General features: G+C 64.8%; 22 protein-coding genes. 11 read left to right on the top strand and 11 right to left on the bottom strand.

Translation table 11 applies throughout. From position 1 onward, the window contains the following. Nucleotides 1–22: 22 nt before the first annotated feature. Together dprA and plsY are read right to left on the bottom strand one after the other, a co-directional pair. Entirely contained in the window at nucleotides 23–1111 is a 1089-nt protein-coding gene (gene dprA, locus A6F68_RS09250) for a DNA-processing protein DprA (RefSeq protein ID WP_067678988.1), read from the bottom strand. Continuing rightward, entirely contained in the window at nucleotides 1108–1707 is a 600-nt protein-coding gene (plsY, locus tag A6F68_RS09245) for a glycerol-3-phosphate 1-O-acyltransferase PlsY (protein ID WP_067678985.1), read from the bottom strand. Before plsY ends, dprA begins: the two co-directional genes overlap by 4 nt. A 116-nt stretch (nucleotides 1708–1823) precedes the next feature. On the opposite strand from plsY, the gene murI reads away from it, so the two are divergent. From murI to A6F68_RS09210, 7 genes are all read left to right on the top strand, one after another. Further along, nucleotides 1824–2618, top strand: coding sequence for a glutamate racemase (murI, locus tag A6F68_RS09240; protein ID WP_067678982.1), 795 nt, complete (start codon nucleotides 1824–1826; stop codon nucleotides 2616–2618). Nucleotides 2619–2703: 85 nt separating this feature from the next. Further along, nucleotides 2704–3924 (top strand): 5-aminolevulinate synthase, encoded by a 1221-nt coding sequence (hemA, locus tag A6F68_RS09235; protein WP_067678979.1) that lies wholly within the window; start codon nucleotides 2704–2706, stop codon nucleotides 3922–3924. A gap of 68 nt (nucleotides 3925–3992) precedes the next feature. After that, the gene (locus A6F68_RS09230; RefSeq protein ID WP_067678976.1) at nucleotides 3993–5612 is read left to right on the top strand and encodes a class I adenylate-forming enzyme family protein; all 1620 of its coding nucleotides are present in this window, start codon (nucleotides 3993–3995) and stop codon (nucleotides 5610–5612) included. Nucleotides 5613–5725: 113 nt separating this feature from the next. Further along, on the top strand, nucleotides 5726–7900 hold the full coding sequence (locus A6F68_RS09225; protein WP_067678973.1) for a putative bifunctional diguanylate cyclase/phosphodiesterase: 2175 nt from the start codon (nucleotides 5726–5728) through the stop codon (nucleotides 7898–7900). Between the two features lie 38 nt (nucleotides 7901–7938). Then, nucleotides 7939–8634: a nitroreductase gene (locus A6F68_RS09220; protein ID WP_067682384.1), complete on the top strand. Its 696-nt coding sequence runs from the start codon at nucleotides 7939–7941 to the stop codon at nucleotides 8632–8634. A 46-nt stretch (nucleotides 8635–8680) separates the two neighbouring features. Further along, nucleotides 8681–9538 carry a TauD/TfdA dioxygenase family protein gene (locus A6F68_RS09215; protein WP_084001778.1) on the top strand — a complete coding sequence of 286 codons (858 nt, stop codon included), beginning with the start codon at nucleotides 8681–8683 and terminating at the stop codon, nucleotides 9536–9538. Beyond that, nucleotides 9535–10308, top strand: a complete 774-nt coding sequence (locus A6F68_RS09210; protein WP_067678967.1) for a hypothetical protein — start codon at nucleotides 9535–9537, stop codon at nucleotides 10306–10308. Before A6F68_RS09215 ends, A6F68_RS09210 begins: the two co-directional genes overlap by 4 nt. Here A6F68_RS09210 and A6F68_RS09205 read toward each other — a convergent pair whose 3' ends face one another. The 3 genes from A6F68_RS09205 to A6F68_RS09195 all read right to left on the bottom strand — a co-directional run bounded on the left by A6F68_RS09205 (nucleotide 10309) and on the right by A6F68_RS09195 (nucleotide 14055). After that, the gene (locus A6F68_RS09205) at nucleotides 10309–11514 is read right to left on the bottom strand and encodes an alanine racemase (RefSeq protein ID WP_067678964.1); all 1206 of its coding nucleotides are present in this window, start codon (nucleotides 11512–11514) and stop codon (nucleotides 10309–10311) included. Nucleotides 11515–11671: 157 nt separating this feature from the next. Then, nucleotides 11672–12844: a carboxynorspermidine decarboxylase gene (locus tag A6F68_RS09200; RefSeq protein WP_067678961.1), complete on the bottom strand. Its 1173-nt coding sequence runs from the start codon at nucleotides 12842–12844 to the stop codon at nucleotides 11672–11674. Next, nucleotides 12844–14055, bottom strand: a complete 1212-nt coding sequence (locus A6F68_RS09195) for a saccharopine dehydrogenase family protein (RefSeq protein ID WP_067678958.1) — start codon at nucleotides 14053–14055, stop codon at nucleotides 12844–12846. The genes A6F68_RS09200 and A6F68_RS09195 overlap by 1 nt, the downstream gene beginning before the upstream one ends. A 64-nt stretch (nucleotides 14056–14119) precedes the next feature. Between A6F68_RS09195 and A6F68_RS09190 the strand changes: the two genes are divergently transcribed. The 3 genes from A6F68_RS09190 to A6F68_RS09180 all read left to right on the top strand — a co-directional run bounded on the left by A6F68_RS09190 (nucleotide 14120) and on the right by A6F68_RS09180 (nucleotide 16037). After that, nucleotides 14120–15085 carry a threonine ammonia-lyase gene (locus A6F68_RS09190; RefSeq protein ID WP_067678955.1) on the top strand — a complete coding sequence of 322 codons (966 nt, stop codon included), beginning with the start codon at nucleotides 14120–14122 and terminating at the stop codon, nucleotides 15083–15085. Between the two features lie 68 nt (nucleotides 15086–15153). Continuing rightward, the gene (locus A6F68_RS09185) at nucleotides 15154–15603 is read left to right on the top strand and encodes an MAPEG family protein (protein ID WP_067678952.1); all 450 of its coding nucleotides are present in this window, start codon (nucleotides 15154–15156) and stop codon (nucleotides 15601–15603) included. Then, nucleotides 15600–16037 carry an MAPEG family protein gene (locus A6F68_RS09180; protein ID WP_067678949.1) on the top strand — a complete coding sequence of 146 codons (438 nt, stop codon included), beginning with the start codon at nucleotides 15600–15602 and terminating at the stop codon, nucleotides 16035–16037. The genes A6F68_RS09185 and A6F68_RS09180 overlap by 4 nt, the downstream gene beginning before the upstream one ends. Before the next feature lie 4 nt (nucleotides 16038–16041). On the opposite strand, the gene trxB is transcribed toward A6F68_RS09180, so the two are convergent. The 5 genes from trxB to egtB all read right to left on the bottom strand — a co-directional run bounded on the left by trxB (nucleotide 16042) and on the right by egtB (nucleotide 20849). Further along, nucleotides 16042–17025: a thioredoxin-disulfide reductase gene (trxB, locus tag A6F68_RS09175; protein ID WP_067678946.1), complete on the bottom strand. Its 984-nt coding sequence runs from the start codon at nucleotides 17023–17025 to the stop codon at nucleotides 16042–16044. Between the two features lie 73 nt (nucleotides 17026–17098). Further along, on the bottom strand, nucleotides 17099–17875 hold the full coding sequence (locus tag A6F68_RS09170) for a tyrosine-protein phosphatase (protein ID WP_067678942.1): 777 nt from the start codon (nucleotides 17873–17875) through the stop codon (nucleotides 17099–17101). 37 nt (nucleotides 17876–17912) lie between these two features. Beyond that, nucleotides 17913–18578 (bottom strand): retropepsin-like aspartic protease family protein, encoded by a 666-nt coding sequence (locus tag A6F68_RS09165; RefSeq protein ID WP_067678939.1) that lies wholly within the window; start codon nucleotides 18576–18578, stop codon nucleotides 17913–17915. Nucleotides 18579–18627: 49 nt separating this feature from the next. Further along, nucleotides 18628–19614: an L-histidine N(alpha)-methyltransferase gene (egtD, locus tag A6F68_RS09160; RefSeq protein WP_067678936.1), complete on the bottom strand. Its 987-nt coding sequence runs from the start codon at nucleotides 19612–19614 to the stop codon at nucleotides 18628–18630. Next, nucleotides 19614–20849 (bottom strand): ergothioneine biosynthesis protein EgtB, encoded by a 1236-nt coding sequence (gene egtB / locus A6F68_RS09155; protein ID WP_067678933.1) that lies wholly within the window; start codon nucleotides 20847–20849, stop codon nucleotides 19614–19616. The genes egtD and egtB overlap by 1 nt, the downstream gene beginning before the upstream one ends. A gap of 156 nt (nucleotides 20850–21005) precedes the next feature. Here egtB and A6F68_RS09150 point away from each other — a divergent pair, with 156 nt between their 5' ends. Beyond that, nucleotides 21006–21983: a quinone oxidoreductase family protein gene (locus A6F68_RS09150; protein ID WP_067678930.1), complete on the top strand. Its 978-nt coding sequence runs from the start codon at nucleotides 21006–21008 to the stop codon at nucleotides 21981–21983. On the opposite strand, the gene A6F68_RS09145 is transcribed toward A6F68_RS09150, so the two are convergent. Continuing rightward, nucleotides 21980–23353, bottom strand: a complete 1374-nt coding sequence (locus A6F68_RS09145) for a class II 3-deoxy-7-phosphoheptulonate synthase (protein WP_067678927.1) — start codon at nucleotides 23351–23353, stop codon at nucleotides 21980–21982. The two genes, A6F68_RS09150 and A6F68_RS09145, sit on opposite strands and share 4 nt — an antisense overlap. Nucleotides 23354–23442 lie beyond the last annotated feature (89 nt).

Here is a 23442-nt window from a genome sequence, read left to right as displayed (position 1 = left end):
TGGAGCCGGTTCCGCAAGGCCGTCAAGCGGTCAGAGAAACCCGCCCGCCCGCGTGCCGAACGAGGCGCCCTGAAATTTCCAGTTCGAGGAGGGCCATCTGGACGGCGGCGGCGCTTTCGCCCGACTGGCGGATCAGTTCATCGACCGCGACAGGAGCCGAGGTGAGCAGCGCGGCAACATCGGCCGGCTCGGCTGCAGCGAGTTCATCCTGATCGACAATGTAATGGGCCGTCGCTTCGCGGAAGGTCGACCGGGGCGTTCCGTCGAAGCCCGTCATCAATTCGATCACGTCGTCCGGCGTCTGAACCAGCACGGCTCCATCACGGATGAGCTGGTTGCACCCCGTTGCCCGACCTTCGAGCGGGCTGCCGGGTATCGCCATAACCTCGCGCCCCGCCTCAGCCGCCAGGCGCGCGGTGATGAGCGAACCGGACTTGGGTGCCGCCTCTACGACGAGCGTGCCAGCGGCGATCCCCGCGATGATCCGGTTGCGGCTGGGAAAATGGCGTGCGAGCGGCTCGGTGCCCGGCGGCTGTTCGGCCAGGAGAAGGCCGTCCACCGCGACGCGCTCCTGCAGGTCGGCGTGTTCGGGCGGGTATGTCACGTCGATCCCGCTCGCGATCACCCCGACCGTCGCGGGCATCGCGCCCCAGTGCGCGGCGCCATCGATCCCGCGCGCAAGCCCCGAGACGATGATGAAACCGGCCGCGGAGAGCGCCGCAGAGAAATCGCGCGCCAGCTTGACCGCCGCAGCACTTGCGTTGCGCGCACCGACGATAGCGACACAGGGTTTTTGCGCCAGCGACAGGTCGCCGCGCCAGGTCAGGATCGGCGGAGCCCCGTCCGCTTCGGCCAGCAAGGCGGGGTAGTCCGGCTGGTCGTGGAAGAGGTACTTCGCGCTTGCCCGCCTGACCTGCGAGATCTCCTCCGCGATCCGCTCGGGCGCTGCCGCCACGTAGGCGCGTCCTCCACGCTGCGCCAGATCGGGCAGCGCCTCGATGGCCGCCTGGGCGCTGCCGAAGCGCGCCAGCAACTGCCGATAGCTGACCGGGCCGATGTTGGGCGATCGCAGCAGCCGAATGCGCGCGAACGCTTCTTCCTGTGCGATCACGCGCCGCCGTCCACCTTCTTGCTACTGCCTACGCGAGGCTCCTCCCCGCGCATCAAGCGGCCGATATTGGCGCGGTGCAGCCAGATGATGAGTGCTGCGATCACCGCGAGCGGGACCACGTAGTCGCCGAAACCCAGCACCGCCGCCGCGACCGCCGCGGCGACGACCGCGCTCATTCCCGCGACCGAACTGATACGGCCGACCGCCAGCACGACCAGCCAGACGAGCGCGTAAGCGAGCCCGATCGGCCACGCGAGGCCAAAGCTTACTCCGGCGTTGGTCGCCACGCCCTTCCCGCCCTTGAAGCCGAGCCACACGGGGAAACAGTGGCCCAAAACGGCCGCCACCGCGGCGATCCCTTCGCTGCCCGGCCAGAGCGTTTTCGCGAGCAGTACGGGTGCGAGGCCCTTTGCGAGGTCGAGCAGCAAGGTCGCCGCCGCCACCCCCTTGTTGCCGGTACGCAGAACATTGGTCGCGCCGATGTTGCCGCTGCCGATCTTGCGCACGTCGCCCAGGCCCGCGGCGCGGGCGAGCAGCAGGCCGAACGGAATCGACCCGAACGCATAGCCCAGGAGCGCGGCGTACAGGTTTTCCATCGGCAGACCCCCTCGCGGTTCGGACCGCCCTTGCCCGGACGGCGCGAATTCATCTAGCGCGGGTAAAGAGCAAAAGCGCCTGCCCGACAAGCACACAGCGAAGGGATTATTCGGACTTGGACCCTTCTTCTCCCATCCTTTTGTTCGACTCCGGCGTCGGGGGGCTGACCGTGCTGGCCGAGCTGCGCAAGGCGCTCCCCGATGCGCCGGTGATCTATGCCGCCGATACCGCCGGCCTTCCCTACGGCACCAAGACCGAGGCCGAGATCGCGGCGCGTGTGGCGGGCCTGCTCGGCGTGCTGTCCGAGCGATACCGGCCCCGCCTTGCGACAATTGCCTGCAATACCGCGAGCACGATCGCGCTCGGCATGGTTCGCGACGTTCTGCACATCCCGATCGTCGGCACTGTGCCTGCGATCAAACCGGCTTCCGCGATGACAAGGTCCGGTGTCATAGGGCTGCTGGGCACCGAAGCGACGATCCGGCAAGGCTACGTCGACCGACTCGAAGATGAGTTTGCGGCCGACAAGCGGCTTATCCGCCACGCCGCTCCGGAGCTTGTCGCAGCGGCCGAGGCGAAGCTGCGCGGGATGCCGGTCGACCAGCGCGCGATCGCGAGCGCTGTCGAGGGATTGCGAGAGCATCCAGACGGCGATGCCATCGATACGGTCGTGCTGGCCTGCACGCACTTCCCTCTGCTTTCCGACGAACTACGGTCGGCCTTTGGCGAAGGCGTGCGCTTGGTTGACGGCGCCGAGGGGATCGCGCGGCGGATCGTAAGTCTGACACAAGGTCAGGGTTTCCATCGTTCATTGCCCGATTTCGCGGTTTTCACTGGTGAACCCGACGGCAGCGCCGCGTTCGCAGATAGCCTGCGCCGCTATGGCCTGGACCGCGTCGAACGCCTCTAATCGCGAACGATTCGCAAAGATCGCGGTGGAAATGTTGCGCGAGCGAGGATAGGGCCGTGTCGATGCCGTCGGACGGGACAGCAAAGTGAACTACGACCACATATTCGATCAGGCGATCGACCGGCTCCACGCCGAAGGCCGCTACCGGGTGTTCATCGACATCCTGCGCAACAAGGGCGCCTTTCCCAACGCGCGCTGTTTCCACGGTCATAACGGGCCCAAGCCCGTGACGGTCTGGTGCTCGAACGACTATCTCGCGATGGGTCAGCACCCCAAGGTCATCAGTGCGATGGAAGACGCCCTGCATGACGTCGGGGCGGGTTCCGGCGGTACGCGCAATATCGGCGGCAACACCCATTACCACATCGAGCTCGAGGGTGAGCTGGCCGATCTCCACGGCAAGGAAGCCGCGCTGATCTTCACAAGCGGTTACGTGTCCAACGACGCGACGCTGTCGACGCTTGCCAAGCTCCTGCCCGGTTGCGTGATCTTCTCCGACGAACTCAACCACGCGAGCATGATCGCGGGCATCCGCAACTCGGGCTGCGAGAAGCGCGTATTCCGCCATAACGACGTCGCCCATCTCGAAGAACTGCTAGCCGCCGAGGATCCCGACGCGCCCAAGCTGATCGCCTTCGAGAGCGTCTATTCAATGGATGGCGACGTCGCCCCGATCCACGCGATCTGCGATCTTGCCGAGAAGTACAACGCCCTCACCTACATCGACGAGGTTCACGCCGTCGGCATGTACGGCAAGCGTGGCGGCGGCATTTCCGAACGCGACGAGGCCGCGCACCGGATCGACATCATCGAGGGCACGCTCGGCAAGGCGTTCGGCGTGATGGGCGGATATATCGCCGCTGACCGCAAGATCGTCGATTGCATCCGCAGCTACGCGCCCGGATTCATCTTTACGACCTCGCTCAGCCCGGTGCTGGTTGCCGGCGTGCTCGCGTCGGTCCGCCATCTCAAGTCGTCGAGTGCAGAACGCGATGGCCAGCAGGCCGCCGCCGCTCGCCTCAAGGCCATGTTCCGTGAAGCCGGTCTGCCGGTGATGGACAGCGTCACGCACATCGTTCCCTTGATGGTCGGCGACCCGGTTCGTGCCAAGAAGATCAGCGACATCCTGCTCGCCGAATACGGGATGTACGTGCAGCCGATCAACTTCCCGACCGTGCCGCGCGGGACCGAGCGCCTCCGGTTCACCCCGGGCCCCGCTCACGATGAAGCGATGATGCGCGAACTGACTGCGGCGCTGGTCGAGATCTGGGACCGGCTCGAACTGGATCTCGCACAGGCGGCCTGAGGCTTAGCCAGGGGTTCGCGACCACCCCTTCACGTGCAGGGTTCTCGGGCTTCCAAAGGAGAAGCCCGATGTACCACGTCACGCTGTCCGAGAGCCATTTCCCCCCGCAGACCGATGTCGAACTCCGCGACAGCACTGTCGGGTCGATCCTGCGCGATGCGGCCGTCCGCTGGCCCGACGCCATCGCCCTGGAAGAAGTCGATGAATCCGGCGAATCAATGCGCACGTGGACCTATGCGCAGTTGAACGACGAAGCAGACGCGCTTGCCACGGCCCTCCTCACTCGCTTCCGGCCGGGCGAGCGGATCGTGCTGTGGGCCAACAATGTGCCGGAATGGATTATCTGCGCCTACGCATTCGGGATGGCCGGGATCGTGCTTGTGACGGCCAACCCCGGTTATCAGCCGCGCGAACTCGATTACGTCGTCCGCCAATCATCCGCTGTTGCCGTGTTCGTCGTCGAGAGCGTCCGCGGCAACCCGATCGCCGAGATCGCGCGGACGGTTGCCGATGACATTCCCGCCGTTCGCGAAATCACCGATATCCGGGACCGCGACACCCTTTTCGCAACGGGAGATCTGCAACAGCCCGTTCCCGAAGTCGTCTCGTCGGACATCGCGCAGATCCAGTACACTTCGGGAAGCACGGGTTTTCCCAAGGGCGTGCTGCTGCACCATCGCGGTTTGGTTAACAACGCTCTGCTTACGACCAAGGCGTCAGGAGGGAACGATGGTGCTCGCGTATTGCTGGTGATGCCACTGTTTCACACGGCCGGCTGCATGACGTTCCTTGGGCTGTGCCAGCGTGGCGGCCATCTGGTCATGCCGCCGATGTTCGACCCCGCGCTCGCCAATCTCTTGCTGGAAACCCGGGAGATCGAGGAGCTTGGGGCTGTCCCGACGATGCTGCAGTTCATGCTCGATGCCGACGCGCGCGAGCCGCGCGATTTCTCCAGTATGCGGGTCATGGTGAGCGGCGGCGCGATGGTGGCGCCCGAACTGATTCGAAGGGTCGAGACACGGTTCGGCTGCCCTCTGCTAACCGTGTACGGACTGACCGAGGCTTCGCCGATCATCACACTCGTTCGGGCCGGCCATTCGGCGACCGATCGCAGCGAAACCGTCGGCCAAGCGAACACGCAATGCGAAATCTCGATCCGGGACCCTCAGAGCAATACCGTCGTGCCGGTTGGCGTGGTCGGGGAAATCTGCGCGCGCGGCTACATGGTCATGGCCGGATACAACGACAATCCGGAAGCGACAGCCGCAACGATCGATGCCGAGGGCTGGCTCCATACCGGCGACCTCGGCACGATGGACGAGCGCGGCTTCGTAAAGATAACCGGCCGCTTGAAGGAAATGATCATCCGGGGAGGCGAGAATCTGTTCCCGGTGGAGATCGAGAACGTACTGCTGGAGCACGGCGACGTCGCGCAAGTCGCGGTGGTCGGTCTGCCCGACGAAACGTGGGGCGAGATCGTCGCCGCCTTCGTTCTCCCGCGCGAAGGCATCACTCTGGACTTGAACGCGCTGAAGGCACACTGCCGTGCGCAAATGGCCGCGCAGAAGACGCCAAGCGTATGGGTAGAGGTCGACGAATATCCCCTGACTGGCTCGGGAAAAGTGCAGAAGTTCACGCTGCGCGATCGCTATCTCGATGGCTTCTACGACGGGGCCACGATAGCCTGACCGAAACGCCGTGCGCTTCGTCGAAATTCGCTTTCGCTTAGGCCCCTGTAAACCATTCCGAGCTATGGATTCTGCACCTTTCCCGACCCGGAAAGGCCAGTAAACGGACGGACATGGCAGTCAGGAATCTCCTCAAGGGTTTTGCGAGCGTAGCGGACGATATCACCAGCGATGGTCTGCGCGCGACCATGCTCGACGACTTCGAGCAGACCGGAATCGCGTGGATCTGGGCATCGGACGCCGACGGGACGCTGAATTACCTGTCACCTGCGGCGGCAGGAGCACTCGATGTGCCGCTACCTCAACTGCTCGGCCAGCCGGTTGCAACGCTTTTCGAGACCGACCCGGACGATCCCGACAATCGCTCGGGCCGCCCGCTCGGTTTTCAGTTGAAGGCGCGAAGCAAGGTACAGGATGTGGTCGTGCGCTGCGCCCTGCCCCAGGCGCGGACCGGGAAACCGGTTTGGCTGTCGCTCTCGGGTCAGCCCAAGATCGATTCCAGCGGCAAGTTCCACGGTTACCGCGGCGCGGCGAAGGACGTTTCGGTCGAGTACCAGCGCAAGATCGAGGACCAGCGCCTCGCGGAGTTCGATTCACTGACCGGCCTGTACAACCGGCATCGGATGAACCGCCGGCTGGAAGGCGTCCTTGCAGCGTACAAGGCGGCGAAGCGCGTCTGCGCGCTGATGATGCTCGACCTTGACCGGTTCAAGCAGGTCAACGACACCATGGGCCACCCGGCGGGCGACAACCTGCTGCAGCAGGTCGCCGAGCGTCTGCGCAACGTGATCGGCGATCGCGGCGAGATCGGCCGCCTCGGGGGCGACGAATTCCAGGTCATCCTTCCCGACATGGACGACCGCGGCAAGCTCGGCGAACTGGCCGAAAAAGTGATCCAGATCGTGTCGCAGCCGTATCCGATCGACGACAAGCGCGCGATCATCGGCACTTCGGTGGGCATCGCAATCGCGCCCTACGACGGCCTGGAATCGGACGAACTGATCCGTGCCTCCGACCTGGCGCTCTACGCGGCCAAGAACGGCGGACGTGGGCAATTCCGCTTCTATTCCGCCGACCTCAAGGACGAAGAGGAAGAGCGCGCGCTGCTGCTCGATGACCTGCGCGAAGCGCTCGCGGCCGACGAGCTGCAGCTGCACTATCAGCCGGTCGTGCGCATTTCCGACAACATGGTCGTGGGCATGGAAGCCCTCATGCGCTGGGAGCACGAGGAGCGCGGCTGGGTCCCCCCCGGCACGTTCATTCCAGTAGCCGAGGAATCGAGCCTCATCGCCCCGCTCGGCGAATGGGCGCTGCATCGTGCCTGCAGGGACGCGATGGAATGGCCCGAGACCGTCCGGGTGGCGGTCAATGTGTCGGCCCGCCAATTCACGGCGAACGGTTTCGTCGACGTAGTAGCCGCAGCTTTACAGGAAAGTGGACTTGCGCCCGATCGGCTCGAACTCGAGCTGACCGAGAGCGTGTTCATGGGCGACAGCGAAACGACCGAAGTCACCTTCAACGCACTGAAGAAGATCGGCGTGCGCCTGGCACTCGACGACTTCGGAACGGGCTATTCCTCGCTAAGCTACCTGCGCTCTGCGCCGTTTGACAAGCTGAAGGTCGACAAGAGCTTCGTCGACACCTGCACCCAGAAGGATCAGAACAGCGCCAAGATCATCACGGCGATCATCGGTCTGTCGAAAGCGCTGGGGATGGAAACCACTGTCGAGGGCGTCGAAGCGTTCGACCAGCTGGATGTGGTCAAGAAGCGCGGCGCGGAATTGGTCCAGGGCTGGATCTATTCCAAGGCGATGCCCCAGGCGATGGTCCTGGCCAACATTCATTCCGGCGAGTTCAAGATAGAGCCGAGCGGCCCCGACAAGCACCGGGCCGACCGCCGGTCGATGTTCCGCCGCATCGGGATCATTCACGGCGATCATCGCTATGAGGCGGTGATCCGCGACCTCAGCAAGAACGGCGCCTTCATCGAAGGCCTCGTCGGTGTGCCGAAGGGCACGCAGTTCGTCCTCGATCTCGGGAGCGGCCAGCTTGTCGTGAGTGAGGTGATGCGATCGGAGGGCGCGCAGCTCGGAGTCGAGTTCGAGACCCCCCTCGTCAACGATGGCGCCGGCGGGCTGTGCACACGCCACCGGGTCAGCCCCTACGCCCTCGCCGCGGCAGGTATGCCGCTCACCTCGTTTGCGGCTGGCGGCGCGACACCGCTGAACCAGCAGGCCCCCACTACCCCGCCGGCGTTCATGCAGGTTCAGGTCGGGAGCGGCGGCTGAGCCTTTACTGACGCTGGCGACCGGCTATGTCGGTTGCCATGAGCAACGCATCCATTCCCACCTACGACGAAGTCGTGACAGGTCGCCGCTCCATCCGCGGCTACCTCGACAAACCTGTCCCGCGCGCACTGATCGAGGAAGTGCTCGCGCTGGCGATGCGCTCGCCTTCGTCGATGAACACCCAGCCGTGGCACTTCCACGTAATCACGGGTGAGCCGCTCGACCGCATCCGCCGGGGCAACACCGAGAACATCCTCGCCGGAGTGCCCGACAGCCGCGAGTTCCGCCGCGGCAGCGCCTTCGCCGGAGTTCACCGCGAACGACAGATCGGCGTCGCCAAGCAGCTGTTCGAAGCGATGGGCATAGCACGCGACGACAAGGACGGGCGGCAGGATTGGGTGCTGCGCGGTTTCCGCCAGTTCGATGCCCCGGTCTGCGTGATCATCACCTACGACCGCGTTCTCGACGATGGCGACGACAGCAAGTTCGATTGCGGCGCCGTAACGACCGCGCTCGTCAATGCCGCGTGGAGCCGGGGCCTCGGCTGCGTCATCAATTCCCAAGGCATCATGCAAAGCCCGGTTGTTCGCGAGCACGCGGGCATTCCCGATGACCAGATCATCATGAAAGCGGTCGCGCTTGGCTGGCCAGACGAATCCTTCCCGGCCAATGCAGTGGTGAGCCACCGCAAGACGGTAGACGAAGCGGCACGGTTCATCGGCTTTCCCGATTGACCCGGGTGCCCATGGCAGCGCACACTCCGCGCGGAGGACTATGCCCATGGCCACGACCGCTCCTGCCCGCGCGCAAACCTTGACCATCCGTCCGATGACTCCGGCGATCGGCGCCGAGATCCTGGATATCGATCTTGCAGCCCCCGACATCGCCGAACGCGTGCCTGAAATCCGCGCGGCGTTGCTTGAATACGGGGTGATCTTCTTCCGAGACCAGCACCTGACTGCGCAGCAGCATATCGCTTTCGCGCGGCACTTCGGGGAACTGGAGATCCATCCCGCCACTCCCAAGGATCAGCCTGACCCGGAAATCCTGCGCATCGCGCATGGGCCCGACAGCAAGGGGCGCGAAAACAACTGGCACTCCGACGTCACCTGGCGGGAAATGCCGTCGCTCGGCTCGATTCTCCGCGCGATAGAGGTGCCCGAAGTCGGCGGCGATACGCTGTTCGCCAACATGCACCTCGCCTTTGAGCGGCTCAGCCCTGAAATGAAGCGCTTCTGCACCGGCCTCACCGCGGTGCACGACATTGCCCGCGTTTTCGCAAAGCGGCTCAAGAAGTCACCCGAGGAACTCCACGAGCAGTATCCTCCGATGCGCCATCCGGTGGTTCGCACCCACCCGGAAACCGGCAAGCCGGCGATCTACGTCAACGTCGGCTTCACCAGCCACATCCAAGGGTTGAGCGAGAATGAAAGCCGCTGGCTGCTCGACCATCTCTTCGCGACGGCGGCCGACCCGGAGATTCAGTGCCGGTTCCGCTGGCGCCCCGGTTCGGTGGCCTTCTGGGACAACCGCGTGTGCCAGCATCTGGCAGCGAGTGACTACTTCCCCGCCAGGCGCGTGATGGAACGGGTCACGATTGCCGGCTGCAAACCATTCTACAAGGCGGAGACTGAATGAGCCGGGACCTGATCGATTGCGGAGACGGGTTCTGGTCCATCCGGGGCGACTTCCGCATCGGCGGACTGGTCAATGTAGGGACCCAGTGCGCGCTTGTGCGAAGGCCCGACGGATCTTTCATCATCCTCGATTCCTATACCCTCCCGGACGCAGTTCTGAGCGACGTGGACCGCATAACCGGTGGCCGGAAGAACGTCTCCGCGATCATCAACCTGCATCCGTTTCACACCGTTCATTGCCAGTGGATGCACGACGCGTTCCCGGCTGCCGCACTCTACGGCACCGCACGCCATCACGCGAAATGGCCCGATCTGCCTTGGGCGAGCGAGCAATGCGAAAGCGGTGCTCTTGGCCCCCTTTTCGGTGACACCTTGGAGTTTTCCCTGCCGCGCGGCGTGGCGCTGGTGTGTGAGGACGAGAACGTGCATTTCAGCTCGGTCCTGGCTTATCACCGCGAAAGCCGGACGATCTATGTCGACGACACCCTGTCGTACCTTACGGCACCGTTCCCGCTTTCGCTTTTGCCCATGACGGGACGGCTCGATTTCCATATGACCCTGGCCAAGGCACTGGAGCCGCGCGCCGGCGCGGCGGACGACTTCCGCGACTGGGCGATCGAGATCGGCACCGACTGGGCCGATGCAGTGCGCGTGGCGACCGCGCACAATACCCTGCTGAGGATCAAGCCAGGCAGCTTTCCCGAGTTGATCGGGGCCGCCCTTGGCCGGGTTGCGCCGGTGCTGGATGGGCACCGGCGCAAGCACGGTTGATCAGCGAAGGCTGACCACGTTGTCGCTGGCTCGCGGGTCGACCCGGTCGCCGCGATAGAGGCTCGCCATCGGCTCGTCTTCGACCACGATCTGCTCGGCGTTGCCGAAGCCGTTGAAGCCGGTCTTCATCGCCGCGCCGTAAGCGCCGAGCATGCCGATTTCGATGTAGTCGCCCGCCTGGATGTCCGCCGGCAGCATGAAGGGGCCCTTCATGTAGTCGGCATCGTCGCAGGTCGGCCCGTAGAATGCGAATTCCTGGAGCGGCTGCTCAAGATCGTCCTCGAGCGCCTTGACCGGGAATCGCCACTCCACGTGCGCCGCGTCGAACAGCGCGCCGTAGGCACCGTCATTGATGTAGAGCTCTTCGCCGCGGCGCTTTTCGACGCGCACGATCAGGCTCGAATACTCGGCGCACAGCGCGCGGCCGGGCTCGCACCACAGCTCGGCGTTGTAGGCGATCGGCAGCGCCTCGAAGTGGCGATGGATGATCGCGAAGTAATCCTCCAGCGGCGGCGGCTCCATGCCCGGATAGTCGGACGGGAAGCCCCCGCCGACATCGACAACGTCGATCACCACAGAGGCCTCGGCAACCGCGGCGCGCACGCGCTCCAGCGCCTGGACGTAAGCGAACGGCGTCATCGCCTGGCTGCCGACGTGGAAGCACACGCCCAGCCAGTCGCAGTGCTGGCGAGTGACGCGCAGCAGTTCGGCCGCATCGGCAAGGTCGCAGCCGAACTTCGACGCGAGGCTCAGTTCGGAATACTCCGACGACACGCGCAGGCGGACCAGCAGGCGCAGGTTGCGCGCCCGCTCACCAGAGTCATTGGTGGTGGCGTCGACGATCTTCTCCAGCTCTTCGATCGTGTCGAGGCTGAAGGTCTTCACGCCGTGCTCGAAATAGGCCTCGCGGATAGCGCGCGCGGTCTTGACCGGGTGCATGAAGCACAGCTCGGCCTCGGGCAGCGCCTCGCGCACCAGGCGCACCTCGGCGATCGAGGCGACGTCGAAGTGCGTCACCCCGTTGTCCCAAAGAATGCGGACAAGCTCGGGAGAGGGATTCGCCTTCACCGCATAGAGCGACTTGCCCGGAAACTTCTCGACGAAGAATCGGGCGGCGCGCGCAGCGGCGTGCGGGCGATTGAGGATGACCGGTTCGTCCGGCGCGAGGGCGCGAACTACAGACCGTGCGTCAGGATGGATGTGCAACTCAAGGGACCCCCAAACGGTTTGTTCGGACAAGGCAGCCTTGCGGTTATGGAAGTCCCCTTGGGGCTGCGGGGGCGGCGTATATAGGCCGGGGGGTGAACCGCAAGTGAAAATTGCGCGCTTGGGACTGCTTTGTGCGCGCGAACCGATCGTCGCGTCAGCTCAGCCGGTCCCGGAAGTCCTCGTAGCCGAAGGCCTTGATCTGCTCGAGCGAATCGCTGTCGCTGTCCCAGAGCCAGATCGAGGGCAGCTGAACCCCGTTGAAGGTATTCGTCTTCACCATCGAGTAGTGCGCCTGGTCGAGGAAGGCGATGCGCTCGCCCGGCTCGTTCGGCACTGGCAACCGGTAGTCGCCGATCACGTCGCCCGCGAGGCAGGACGGGCCACCTAGGCGAATCGGTTCGCCCTCCCCTGCTTCGTGCAGCATTGCCGGCCGATACGGCGCCTCGATCACATCCGGCATGTGGCAGGTGGCGGAGATGTCGACGATCGCCACGGGCAACCCGTTCCAATGCGAATCGAGGATCGTGCCGACGAGGATACCCGCGTCCAGCGCCACCGCCTCACCCGGTTCGAGGTAGATCTCGGCGCCGGTATCGTCCTTCGCATCGCGCAGGAACTCGACCAGCTCCTCGCGCTGGTAGTCGGCGCGGGTGACGTGGTGGCCGCCGCCCATGTTGATCCACTTGAGCTCGCCGAACCACGGTTCGATCACGTCGAACACTTTGTCCCACGTAGCCTTGAGCGGCTCGAAATCCTGCTCGCAGAGATTGTGAAAGTGAATGCCGTCGACCTGCTCCATGATTTCCGGCGTCAGCTGGTCGATCGGAAATCCGAGGCGGCTGCCGGGACTGGAGGGGTCGTAGCGCGGCACCTCGCCCTGCGGGCAGAGCGGGTTGATCCTGAGGCCGACGTCGAAATCCTGCCCCGCCGCCCGCGCGGCGTCGAGGATCGGGCGATAGCGTTCGAGCTGGCCGGGCGAATTGAAGATCACGTGGTCGGACAGGCGGCAGACCTCGGCGAGTTCGTCGGGCTTGTAGGCTGCGCAGTAGGTCGCGATCTCGCCGTCGTAGAACTCGCTCGCCAACCGCGCCTCCCAGAGGCCGGAGGTGCACACGCCGTCGAGGTACTCACCGATGATCGGCGCGACCGACCACATGCTGAATGCCTTCAGCGCAGCCAGGACCTTGATGTCCGCCGCATCGCGAATGTCGGCGAGGATCGAGAGGTTCGCCCGCAGCTTCGCGGCATCGACGACGAAAGCCGGCGAATCGACCCTGTCGAGGTCAAAACGGGCGAAAGCGCCCGGATCGCCGGCTTTGGTTTCCATCAGAAGCTGACCGGTCCGTCCAGTTCTTCAACGGTCCACGGCAGGCCGTCAGAATTGAGCATGTCCATGAACGGATCGGGGTCCATCTCTTCCATGTTGAACACGCCGTCGCCCGACCACTTGCCGGTGACCACCATCGCGCTGCCGATCATCGCGGGAACGCCCGTTGTATAGCTGACCGCCTGGTTGCCGGTTTCCTCGTAGGCCGCTTCGTGGCTGCAGATGTTCTTGATGTAGAACGTCTTTTCGCCCGACCCGTCGAGCGCCTCGCCGGTGGCGATCACGCCGATGTTGGTGTTGCCCTTGGTCGTCTCGCCCAGCGTTTCGGGCTTGGGAAGCACCGCGGCGAGGAACTGGAGCGGGATGATCTCCTTGCCCTGGTAGCGGATCGGCTCGATCGAGGTCATGCCGACGTTCTGCAGCACAGTCAGGTGCGTGATGTATGCGTCGCCGAAGGTCATCCAGAAGCGTGCGCGCTCCAGCTCGGGGACGAACTTCGCGAGGCTTTCCAGCTCCTCGTGGTACATCAGGTACATGTTCTTCGGGCCGACCGCCTCGAAGTCGAAGTTCACCTTGTTGGCCATTGCCGGGGTCTCGACCCACTCGCCGTTTTCCCAGTGACGGGCGGGCGCGGTGACTTCGCGGATGTTGATCTCGGGGTTGAAGTTGGTCGCGAAGTGCTGGCCGTGGTCGCCGCCGTTGCAGTCGAGGATGTCGAGCTGGCGGATGGTCTTCAGCTTGTGCTTCTTGAGCCACATCGTGAACACGCTGGTCACGCCCGGGTCGAAGCCCGAGCCGAGCAGCGCCATCAGTCCCGCCTGCTTGAAGCGGTCGTGGTAGGCCCACTGCCACTTGTATTCGAACTTGGCCTCGTCCTTCGGCTCGTAGTTCGCCGTGTCGAGGTAGTTCACACTAGCTTCGAGGCAGGCGTCCATGATCGGCAGGTCCTGGTACGGCAGCGCCAGGTTGACGACGAGGCTCGGCTGCACCTTGCGGATGAGGTTGACCATCGCCGGCACTTCTTCCGCGTCGATCGAGTATGTCGTCACGTCGCGCCCGGTACGCTCCTTCACGCTCGCCGCGATCGCGTCGCACTTCGATTTCGTGCGGCTGGCGAGGTGGATGTCGCTGAAGATATCGGCGTTCATCGCCATCTTGTGGACGCAGACCGAGCTGACCCCGCCCGCACCGATTACCAGGACTGTCGACATGATTTCTCCAGGAACTCTGCACGCGCCCATTGGCGCTGAATGCCGAACGCACTAGTCGCGAGATATGTTTCGCGAAAGCCCCCGAGAGCCGACTCGTGACGGCGTTGTCCGTGCCGCCGAGAAAGTCGCGGCGATCGTCCAGCCGACCCCGCTGCTGCCGATCGAGGTAAACGGGGTCCGCATCCACGCAAAGTGCGACAACCTGCAGCCCATCGGCGCATTCAAGATTCGCGGTGCATGGCACCGGCTCACCGATCTCTCGCCAGAAGAACGTGCCGCAGGGGTCGTCGCGGTATCGAGTGGCAACCATGCGCAAGGCGTCGCCTGGGCGGCCCGCGAACTGGGTATCGAGGCGGCGATCGTGATGCCGGCCGATGCCCCTCAGGTGAAACTCGATGCGACCCGTGCGCTCGGGGCCGAAGTGATCCTGTACGACCGCGCAGGCGGCGAGGACCGCGACGTCATCGCCAACGCATTGTGCGACGAGCGCGGACGAACGCTGGTCCACGCCTATGCCGACCCGTGGGTGATCGAGGGTCAGGGCAGCATGGGGATCGAAATAGCCGCACAACTCGGTCGACAGCCGAGCCGGATCGTCGTGTGCTGCGGCGGCGGCGGCCTGGCCGCAGGGCTCGCCCTCTCCTGTCCGGACAGCGCCATCGTTCCCGTCGAACCCGAGGGCTGGGACGACATGGCAAAAAGCCTGGCAACGGGCACCATCCAGCGCGTCGGCCCCAACCCGCCGAAGACAGCGTGCGACGCGATCCAGACTCCCAGCACCGCCCCGTTGAACTTCGCTGTGCTCAATGGCCGGTCCGACCCCGGCATCGCCGTGTCCGATGCCGAAGTGCGCGCGGCCCAACGCTTCGCATTCTCGAGACTGCACGTCGTCGTCGAACCGGGCGGTGCCGCTGCCCTCGCCGCGGCGCTGGCGGGCAAGGTGGCTCTCGATCCTGACACAGTCGTTACGCTGACCGGCGGAAACACCGATCCCCACGATTTCGCGGCGGTGATCGCGCGCGACGATTAGTCTCGTTTGACAACCCACCCCTTGCCGCGCAAGCTTGCTCTGGAAACAGGGGGAAGGGGCTCAGTTCGATGCAGGCACAGATTCTGGCGCCCGCTGCCGTGCTGGTGGTGTGGTCGATAGTGATGCTCATCTGGACCGCGGGAACGCGCTTTCCGGCGATCTTTCGGCTCGAGGACAAGTCGGGCATCGGCAGGCCGGGCGGACGCGGGCAGGACCTTGAGCAGGTGCTTCCAGCCAAGGTCAACTGGAAGTCCCACAACTACACTCACCTGATGGAACAGCCGACGATCTTCTATCCGACGGTGATCATTCTCGCGCTGATGGGAGCCAGCCCCAGCGACGTGCTGTTTGCGTGGATCTACGTTGCGGTCCGGGTCGTCCATTCGATCTGGCAGGCGACGGTCAATCGTATCCCGGTTCGCATCCTGCTGTTCGGACTCATGACGATCGCGCTCGCCAAGCTGGCGATCAGCGCGCTCATGGTCACCCTCTTCGCCAATCCGGGAGTCGTCGCATGATCGGCATGGAAATCCTGAAACCCGTCGTCGTGCTGCTCGCCTGGACGATGGTCATGTGGCTGTGGATGTATGCCACGCGCATCCCGGCGATGAGCAAGGCGAGGATCGATCCGAATGCACTGGTCGACGATGCCGAGATGTCGCTCGACCGGGCTCTTCCCGTGAAGGTGCAGTGGCCGGCGCACAACTACAATCACCTGCACGAGGCACCGACCGTGTTTTACGCGGTCGCGATCGTGCTGGCGATCATTGGACAGGGAGACGGTCTCAACGCGACGATCGCGTGGATCTACGTCGCGCTGCGGATCGTTCACTCCATCTGGCAGGCGACTATGAACCGGGTCATGGTCCGGTTCGCTCTGTTCATTCTATCGTCGCTGGCGCTGATCGCGCTCATTCTCCACGCCGGGATGGCGGTGTTCGACGCCGCGTGACGGTTCAGCCCGCGGCCTCGGCCTCCTCGACGTGACCCTGAAGATCGACGTTTAGCCCCGAGACGAACCGCTCCGCGTCTAGCGCAGCCATGCAACCGGTCCCCGCGGCGGTGACCGCCTGGCGATACGTGTGATCCATCACGTCTCCGCACGCGAAGACGCCGGGGATCGCGGTCTTGGGAGTGCCTGGCTCCACGACCAGATAGCCGCTCGCGTCCATTTCGAGCTTGCCCTTGAAAAGTTCGGTCGCCGGCGCATGCCCGATCGCGACGAATGCGCCGTCGGCGGCGAAGTCGCTGGTCTCGCCGGTGACCGTGTCCTTAAGAACGAGGTGCGTGAGACCGCCCGCCAGCGGGTCGCCTTCGAACCGTTCGACCGTCTTGTTCCAGAGCACCGTGATCTTGGGGTTGGCGAACAATCGCTCCTGCAGGATCTTCTCGCTGCGCAGTTCGTCGCGGCGGTGGATCAGGGTGACGTCGTCGGAATGGTTGGTGAGGTAGAGCGCTTCCTCGACCGCCGTGTTGCCGCCGCCGATTACTGCCACCTTCTTGCCGCGGTAGAAGAACCCGTCGCAGGTTGCGCAGGCAGACACGCCCTTGCCGCCGAGCTCCATCTCGCCGGGCACGCCGAGCCACTTGGCCTGCGCGCCGGTCGCGATGACCAGCGTGTCCCCTTCGTAGATGTCGCCGCTATCGCCGATGGCGCGGAACGGAGGTCCCGAAAGGTCGACCTCGACGATCGTGTCCCACATCATCCGCGTGCCGACATGGACGGCCTGCGCCTCCATCTCCTGCATCAGCCAGGGACCCTGGATCACGTCGCGAAAGCCGGGATAATTCTCGACGTCGGTGGTGATGGTCAGCTGCCCGCCAGGCTGCAGACCCTGCACCACGATCGGCTCCATCATCGCGCGCGCGCCATAGATCGCCGCCGACAGCCCCGCGGGGCCAGAGCCGATGATGAGCATGCGCGTCTTGTGGGTAGCCATAGATTCCTCCGTCTGCGCGCCAGATAGGAAGACCCGATCGCGAAAGCGAGTCGGGCTGCCGCCACTATCCCCGTCAGGCGATGTATCGCTCGCGCAGGCGCTCGCGCAGGACCTCGTCGACACCCACCGCACGCTCGAGCCAGCCGTCGAGCGAACCCGCCATGTCCGCCGCGGTGTCGCGGAACTTGGTCAGGTAATCCTCGTGCACTTCGAGCAGCGCGCGGACAGCTTCTTCATCGAGCGTGCGACCAAGCCTCGCCTCGATGCCCGGCACCGACTGGGCCCGCAGGATGTGGAGTGTGGGCGAAGCGTTGGTCAGCAGGAATTCGCCGTACTGGTCATCTTCCGACGCGCCGAGGATGTGGAGCAGCAGCATCGCTGCAACGCCGGTCCGGTCCTTTCCCGCGAAGCAGTGGACGAGGCTCGCCCCCTCGCGGCTTGCGAGCGCTTCGAGGTAGCGGCCGAACATGGCCTGCATGGCCGGGTTCTCGGGCATTCGGGCGTAAACCGACATCATGCGATTGCGCGCGTATTCGGCTGTGGTCACGTCCGGGCCGATGTCCATGTGCGGAGGTGCCGAGGTCGTTTCACCTTCGTGCGCGATGACGTCTCCTGCCCAGCCATCGTGTCTGCGGCAGGGATTGGCCTCGCGCTCCGAGATGCCGCGCAGATCGATCACCGTGCGGATATCGAGAGCCCGGATCGCTGCGAGATCCTGGTCGGTCGCCCCGACGTGCTGGCCCGATCGGTACAGCGACCCGCGCTTCACCCGGCCGCCATCGGCAGAATAGCCGCCATAGTCGCGGAAGTTGTGGATGCCATCGAAGGCGGGGACGTTCGTTTCGCTCATCCCAGCGCCGTGCCAGCGAGCGATGTTTCCGGCAAGCCTACTGAGCGACCGGCTGCGGATTGTTGGGCCGCAGGATCATCGTGTTGTTCTCCACCCGCCACGAAGCCAAGCGGCTGAGCAGATTCATCCCGATTACGTTCGTTTCGCCCATGTTGGGCGCGATGACGGCGTCGAGACCGCCGGCCTTCACGTTGCCGAAGCGCAGGGTATCGATCGTGGTGATCTCTGCCGATACGGTCCCGTTCGCCGTGGAAATCCGGACCGGCATGCCGCCTGCGCGCGGTTCGAGACCGGCCCGATCGGCGAACGATTGCGAAACCGCGGTGAGCGTCGCGCCCGAATCGACCAGAAACGGCGCTGTCACCCCGTTGACCTGCGCTTCGATCCAGAAGTGACCGTCGGCCGCCATCGGTACGCGCGTCTCGCCGCCGGCAACGGTCTGGGCGGGGAGTCCGAGCCGGGGCACGGCAACGTCCAGACGGGGATCGAAGCGCGAAACCTGAAGGACTACTACGACGAGGATACCGGCAAGGGCCAGCGTACTGACACTGGCCAGGGCACGTCCGCCCGCGACCCCGCGCCGAGCGATCGCACTGCCCAGGAAGCTGCCGACGATCGCGGCGACGGTAGCCATAAGCAGGCCCGAACGCGGAACCTCGCGAATCAGGTCAGCCGTGAAATCGATGAAGGTCTTCAGGTCCATCGCCCGGGCACACTACACTGGGCTTGATGACCGCACCATGACCGGAGCGCTAGGGCGCGCTGCGCGGGATGGTCGCATCGGCTAGGATCAGCGAGAACAGGCCTTCCCCGTCAGTCCACCGGGCGCGCGGGGTCCACCCGCCAGCCAAGAGAAGCAGGTTCGCGCTGCGCCGGGAAAACTTGTGGCTGTTCTCTGTGTGGATCGTCTCGCCCGCCGCCATGCTGAACCTGTGTCCCGCGACCTCGAACGCGATTGCCCGGGTCGCTTGCAGATGCATCTCGATCCGCGCGAAGTCGTCGTTCCAGCGCGCAACGTGGCGCAATGCTTCGACCGGGATGGTGCCGTCCAGTTCACGGTTGATGCGTTCGGCGAGGTTGAGATTGAATCGAGCGGTCACACCTTGCGCGTCGTCGTACGCCGCTTCGAGAACCGCGGGATCCTTGATCAGGTCCATCCCGATCAGCAGACGGCTACCCTCGCCCAGCGTCGCACGCATCGTGCGCAGGAGGTCGGTCGCGGTCCGCGCGACCATGTTGCCAATCGTAGAACCCGGAAAGAAACCGAGCTTGGGCAAGTTCGCGACGGCATCGGGCAACTCGACCTTGCGCATGAAGTCGGCCTCGACGGGATGGACCGGAAGGCCGGGAAACTTCGCGGCAAGCGCATCGGCGGAGGCGCGCAGGAAGTCACCCGCGATGTCGAGCGGGACGTAGGCCGCAGGCGCAATCGCTTCCAACAGCAGCGGCGTCTTGACCGAACTGCCCGACCCGAACTCGACCACCGCGCGCCCTTCGCCGATAAGGGCGCGGAATTCGTCGCCGCGGGTCGAAAGTATCTCGGTCTCGGCACGCGTCGGATAGTATTCCGGCAGGCGGGTGATGTCTTCGAAGAGCTCCGAACCGGCGTCGTCGTAGAACCAGCGCGCCGGGACAGCCTTCTGCGGCTCGGAGAGCCCCTGCAAAACGTCGCCGCGAAACGCGGTGGCGATGCCATTTTCGTCCGTCTCGACGAGGCTCAGTCCTTTGGATGTAGGCATCAAGCGTCCTTTGCCAGGCGCAGCCCGGTGAATTGCCACCGCTGGTGGGGATAGAAGAAGTTGCGATAGCTGGCGCGCGAGTGGCCACGGACCGTTGCGCAGCTCGCGCCGCGCAGGACGACCTGGCCGCTCATGAACTTGCCATTGTATTCGCCAACCGCGCCTTCGGCCGGGCGAAAGCGCGGATAAGGGAGATAGGCCGACCGCGTGAACTGCCAGCAATCGCCGAAAAAGCTCTTGCCACCAGTCGGCAGCGGGGGGCCGGCACCGTCCAGCTGGTTGCCCGCGTCGGGGTCATTTCGCTGCGCCATCGCCTCCCACTCGAACTCGGTCGGCAGGCGGGCTCCGGCCCAAGTGGCGAAGGCGTCCGCCTCGTAATAGGAAATGTGCGTGACCGGCGCGTGCGGGTTGCGCGGTTGCCAGCCACTGTGCGTGAAGTGGTCGCCCTCACGCCAGTACAGCGGCGCGCCTATCCCTTCCGCCTGCACCCACGCCCAACCATCGGAAAGCCACACGGCGACGTTCCGGTAGCCGCCGTCGTCGATGAATTCCTGCCATTCGCCATTGGTCACCAGTCGATCGGCAAGTGCAAACGGCTCGAGAAGCACGCGATGGCGCGGGCCTTCATTATCGAAGGCGAACCCGCCCCCATCGTGGCCGATCATCGCAATGCCGCCCGGGTGGGCAAGCCATGTGATGGCATCCACGGGATCCAGCTGAACAGCACCGGGCGCCTCCCACATCGCCGGCCCCATAGGGCTCTGGAACAAGGCATGCTTGATGTCGGTCAGCAGCAATTCCTGATGCTGCTGCTCGTGCGCGATGCCGAGTTCGATCAAGGGCGCCAGCGCCGGATCGTCGAGCAGCGGCGTCATCGCTGAAGTAACGTGGGTTCGCCATTCGACGATTTCCGCGAGCGTGGGACGCGACAACATGCCTCGGCTCGGTCGCGCAAGCCGTGCGCCTTCCGCTTCGTAATAGGAATTGAACAGAAACGGCCAGTCCTCGCGCCACAACCGGTAATCCGGCACGTGATCGCGCAGGAGGAACGTCTCCCAGAACCATGTCGTATGCGCGAGATGCCACTTGGTCGGGCTGGCGTCGTCCATCGATTGGATCGTCGCGTCGGCATCGGATAAGGGCGCCGCGAGAGCCTCGCTCAGTGCGCGCGTTGCAACGAATCGATCGTTGATTTCGCCTGTGATGCAATGACTTGCTGCCCCGGCCTGCGACACCGACCAATCCCCTCTCGCTGCGGAGTCGCGTCCATGATGAGCGACCCGGTGCACGTTGTGAACCCCGTTGTTCGAATTTTGTTCCCGGCCTTGCCGTGTCCCTGTCCTTCGTTACATCGCTCCGAAGCGTTACATTACGGGGTAAGGGGACTTTCCATGCGCACACGGCAAGCAATCATCGAGCAAACTGGCGGTCCCGAGGTCATCCAGTGGCGTGAGATCGAGCTTCCCGATCCCGGTCCCGGACAGGTGCTGGTGCGCCATTCCGCGGTCGGGCTGAATTTCATCGACACCTATCACCGCTCGGGCCTTTATCCGATCGACCTCCCCGGGACGCTGGGGCTCGAAGCGGCCGGCACGGTCGAGGCGACGGGCGACGGAGTTACGCACGTGAAAGTCGGCGACCGCGTCGCGACGTTTGGCCCCAACCGTGCAGCCTATGCAGATTACCAGCTGACCACGGAGGACAGCCTTTTCAAGGTGCCCGAGGGGATCAGCCTGGAAGTGGCCGCAGCGGTCCTGCTCAAGGGCCTCACGACCGAGATGCTCGCGGAGCGGGTAGCGCCGGTGACGCCCGGTGGCTGGGCACTGGTCCACGCCGCGGCGGGAGGTGTCGGGCAATTGCTCGTGCAATGGCTCGTCGCGCGCGGCGTTCGGGTAATCGCAACGGCGGGCTCGGCAGAAAAGTGCGCCCGCGCACTCGCGCTCGGAGCAGAGCATGCGATCGACGCCGGTGCTGGCGACCTTGCTGCGCAGGTCCGGGAGATCACTGGCGGAGCGGGCGTGCGCGCGAGCTATGACGGCGTGGGCAAAGCGACGTGGGAGGCATCGCTTGCAGCAACCGGTCGGCGGGGCGTGATCGCCAGTTTCGGCAATGCCAGCGGGCCGGTGACGGGCGTCAACCTCGGCAGCCTGGCCGCAGCGGGTTCGTTGTTCGTCAGCCGCCCTACCCTGTTCGACTACTACCGCGAGCCCACCGAGCGCGCGGAGGGTTCGGCGAAGTTATGGTCGCTCATCGAGAGCGGCAGGCTGACCGTGGAGATCGGCCAGACCTACCCGCTCGCCGAGGCCGCGCAGGCGCACCGCGACATCGAAGGCCGCCGCACGACAGGTTCGACCTTGCTTGTCCCCTAAGCCGCGGCCGCCGGCCGGGTCTGCGCCTCGAGATTCAGCATCTCGGCGAGCAGGAAAGCCAGTTCGAGCGACTGCGCGGCATTCAACCGCGGGTCGCAATGCGTGTGGTAGCGATCGCCCAGCGCCTCGTCGGTGATGGCGACGGCGCCACCCACGCACTCGGTCACGTCCTGCCCGGTCATCTCGATATGGATACCCCCGGCATGAGTTCCTTCCGCGCGGTGAACCGCGAAGAAGCCCTTCACTTCGGACAGGATGCGATCAAACGGGCGCGTTTTGTAGCCGCTGTCCGACTTGACGACGTTGCCATGCATCGGGTCGCAGCTCCACACGACCGGGTGGCCTTCGCGCTGCACCGCACGCACCAGCCGCGGCAGGCCCGCTTCGACCTTGTCGTGTCCGAACCGGCTGATCAGCGTGATCCGCCCCGGTTCGCGCGCCGGGTTCAGCGTATCGAGCAACCTGAGCAGGTCGTCGCTTTCCAGGCTCGGCCCGCACTTCATTCCGAGGGGATTGCCGATGCCACGCGCGAATTCGATATGCGCGCTGCCGGGGAAGCGTGTCCGGTCGCCGATCCAGAGCATGTGCGCCGAACAATCGTACCAGTCGCCCGTCAGGCTGTCCTGCCGGGTCAGCGCCTGCTCGTAAGGCAGCAAGAGCGCTTCGTGACTGGTGTAGAACGTCGTCCGCTCAAGCTGCGGCAGAGTCTCGGGATTGACCCCGCAGGCCTCCATGAAATCGAGCGACTCGCCGATACGGTCGGCCACGTCCTTGAACTTGTCGGCCCACGGCGATCGGCCCATGAAGTCGAGGGTCCACCGGTGCACCTGCCGCAAGTTGGCATAACCGCCGCCAGCGAAGGCCCGCAGCAGGTTGAGGGTCGCCGCCGCCTGCGAGTAGGCGCGCACCATGCGCTGCGGATCGTTGCGCCGGGCGTCAGGCTCGAACTCGATCCCGTTCACGTTGTCGCCAAAGTAGCTCGGCAGCGTCACGGACCCTTGCGTTTCCGTATCGGAACTGCGGGGCTTGGCGAACTGCCCGGCCATCCGCCCGACCTTCACCACCGGGCGCTTGCTCGCGAAAGTGAGCACGACCGCCATCTGCAGCAGCACCCGGAAGGTGTCGCGGATATTGTTGGGGTGAAACTCCGCAAAGCTTTCCGCGCAATCGCCGCCCTGGAGGAGGAAACCGTGCCCGTTTGCCACGTCCCCCAGATCGGCCTTCAGCGCACGCGCTTCGCCCGCGAAGACAAGCGGCGGATAGCTCGCCAACGTCTTCTCGGCGTCGGCCAGTGCGGCGGCGTCTTCGTATTGCGGCAGGTGACGCGCTTCGTGCGCCTGCCAGCTTTCAGGGGTCCAGTTACTTGCCACAGTCTCTTCGTCGGTCGGTTGCGGGTATCATGCTTTAGGCGGAACCCCTCCGAACCGCAAAGGACCACCCGGGCCAAGCGCGATAATCT

It is taken from the genome of Tsuneonella dongtanensis, from assembly GCF_001698205.1.
Taxonomy (GTDB): domain Bacteria; phylum Pseudomonadota; class Alphaproteobacteria; order Sphingomonadales; family Sphingomonadaceae; genus Tsuneonella; species Tsuneonella dongtanensis.
Note: the sequence above shows the minus strand (reverse complement) of the source record. Positions and strands in the feature narration are given on the sequence as shown.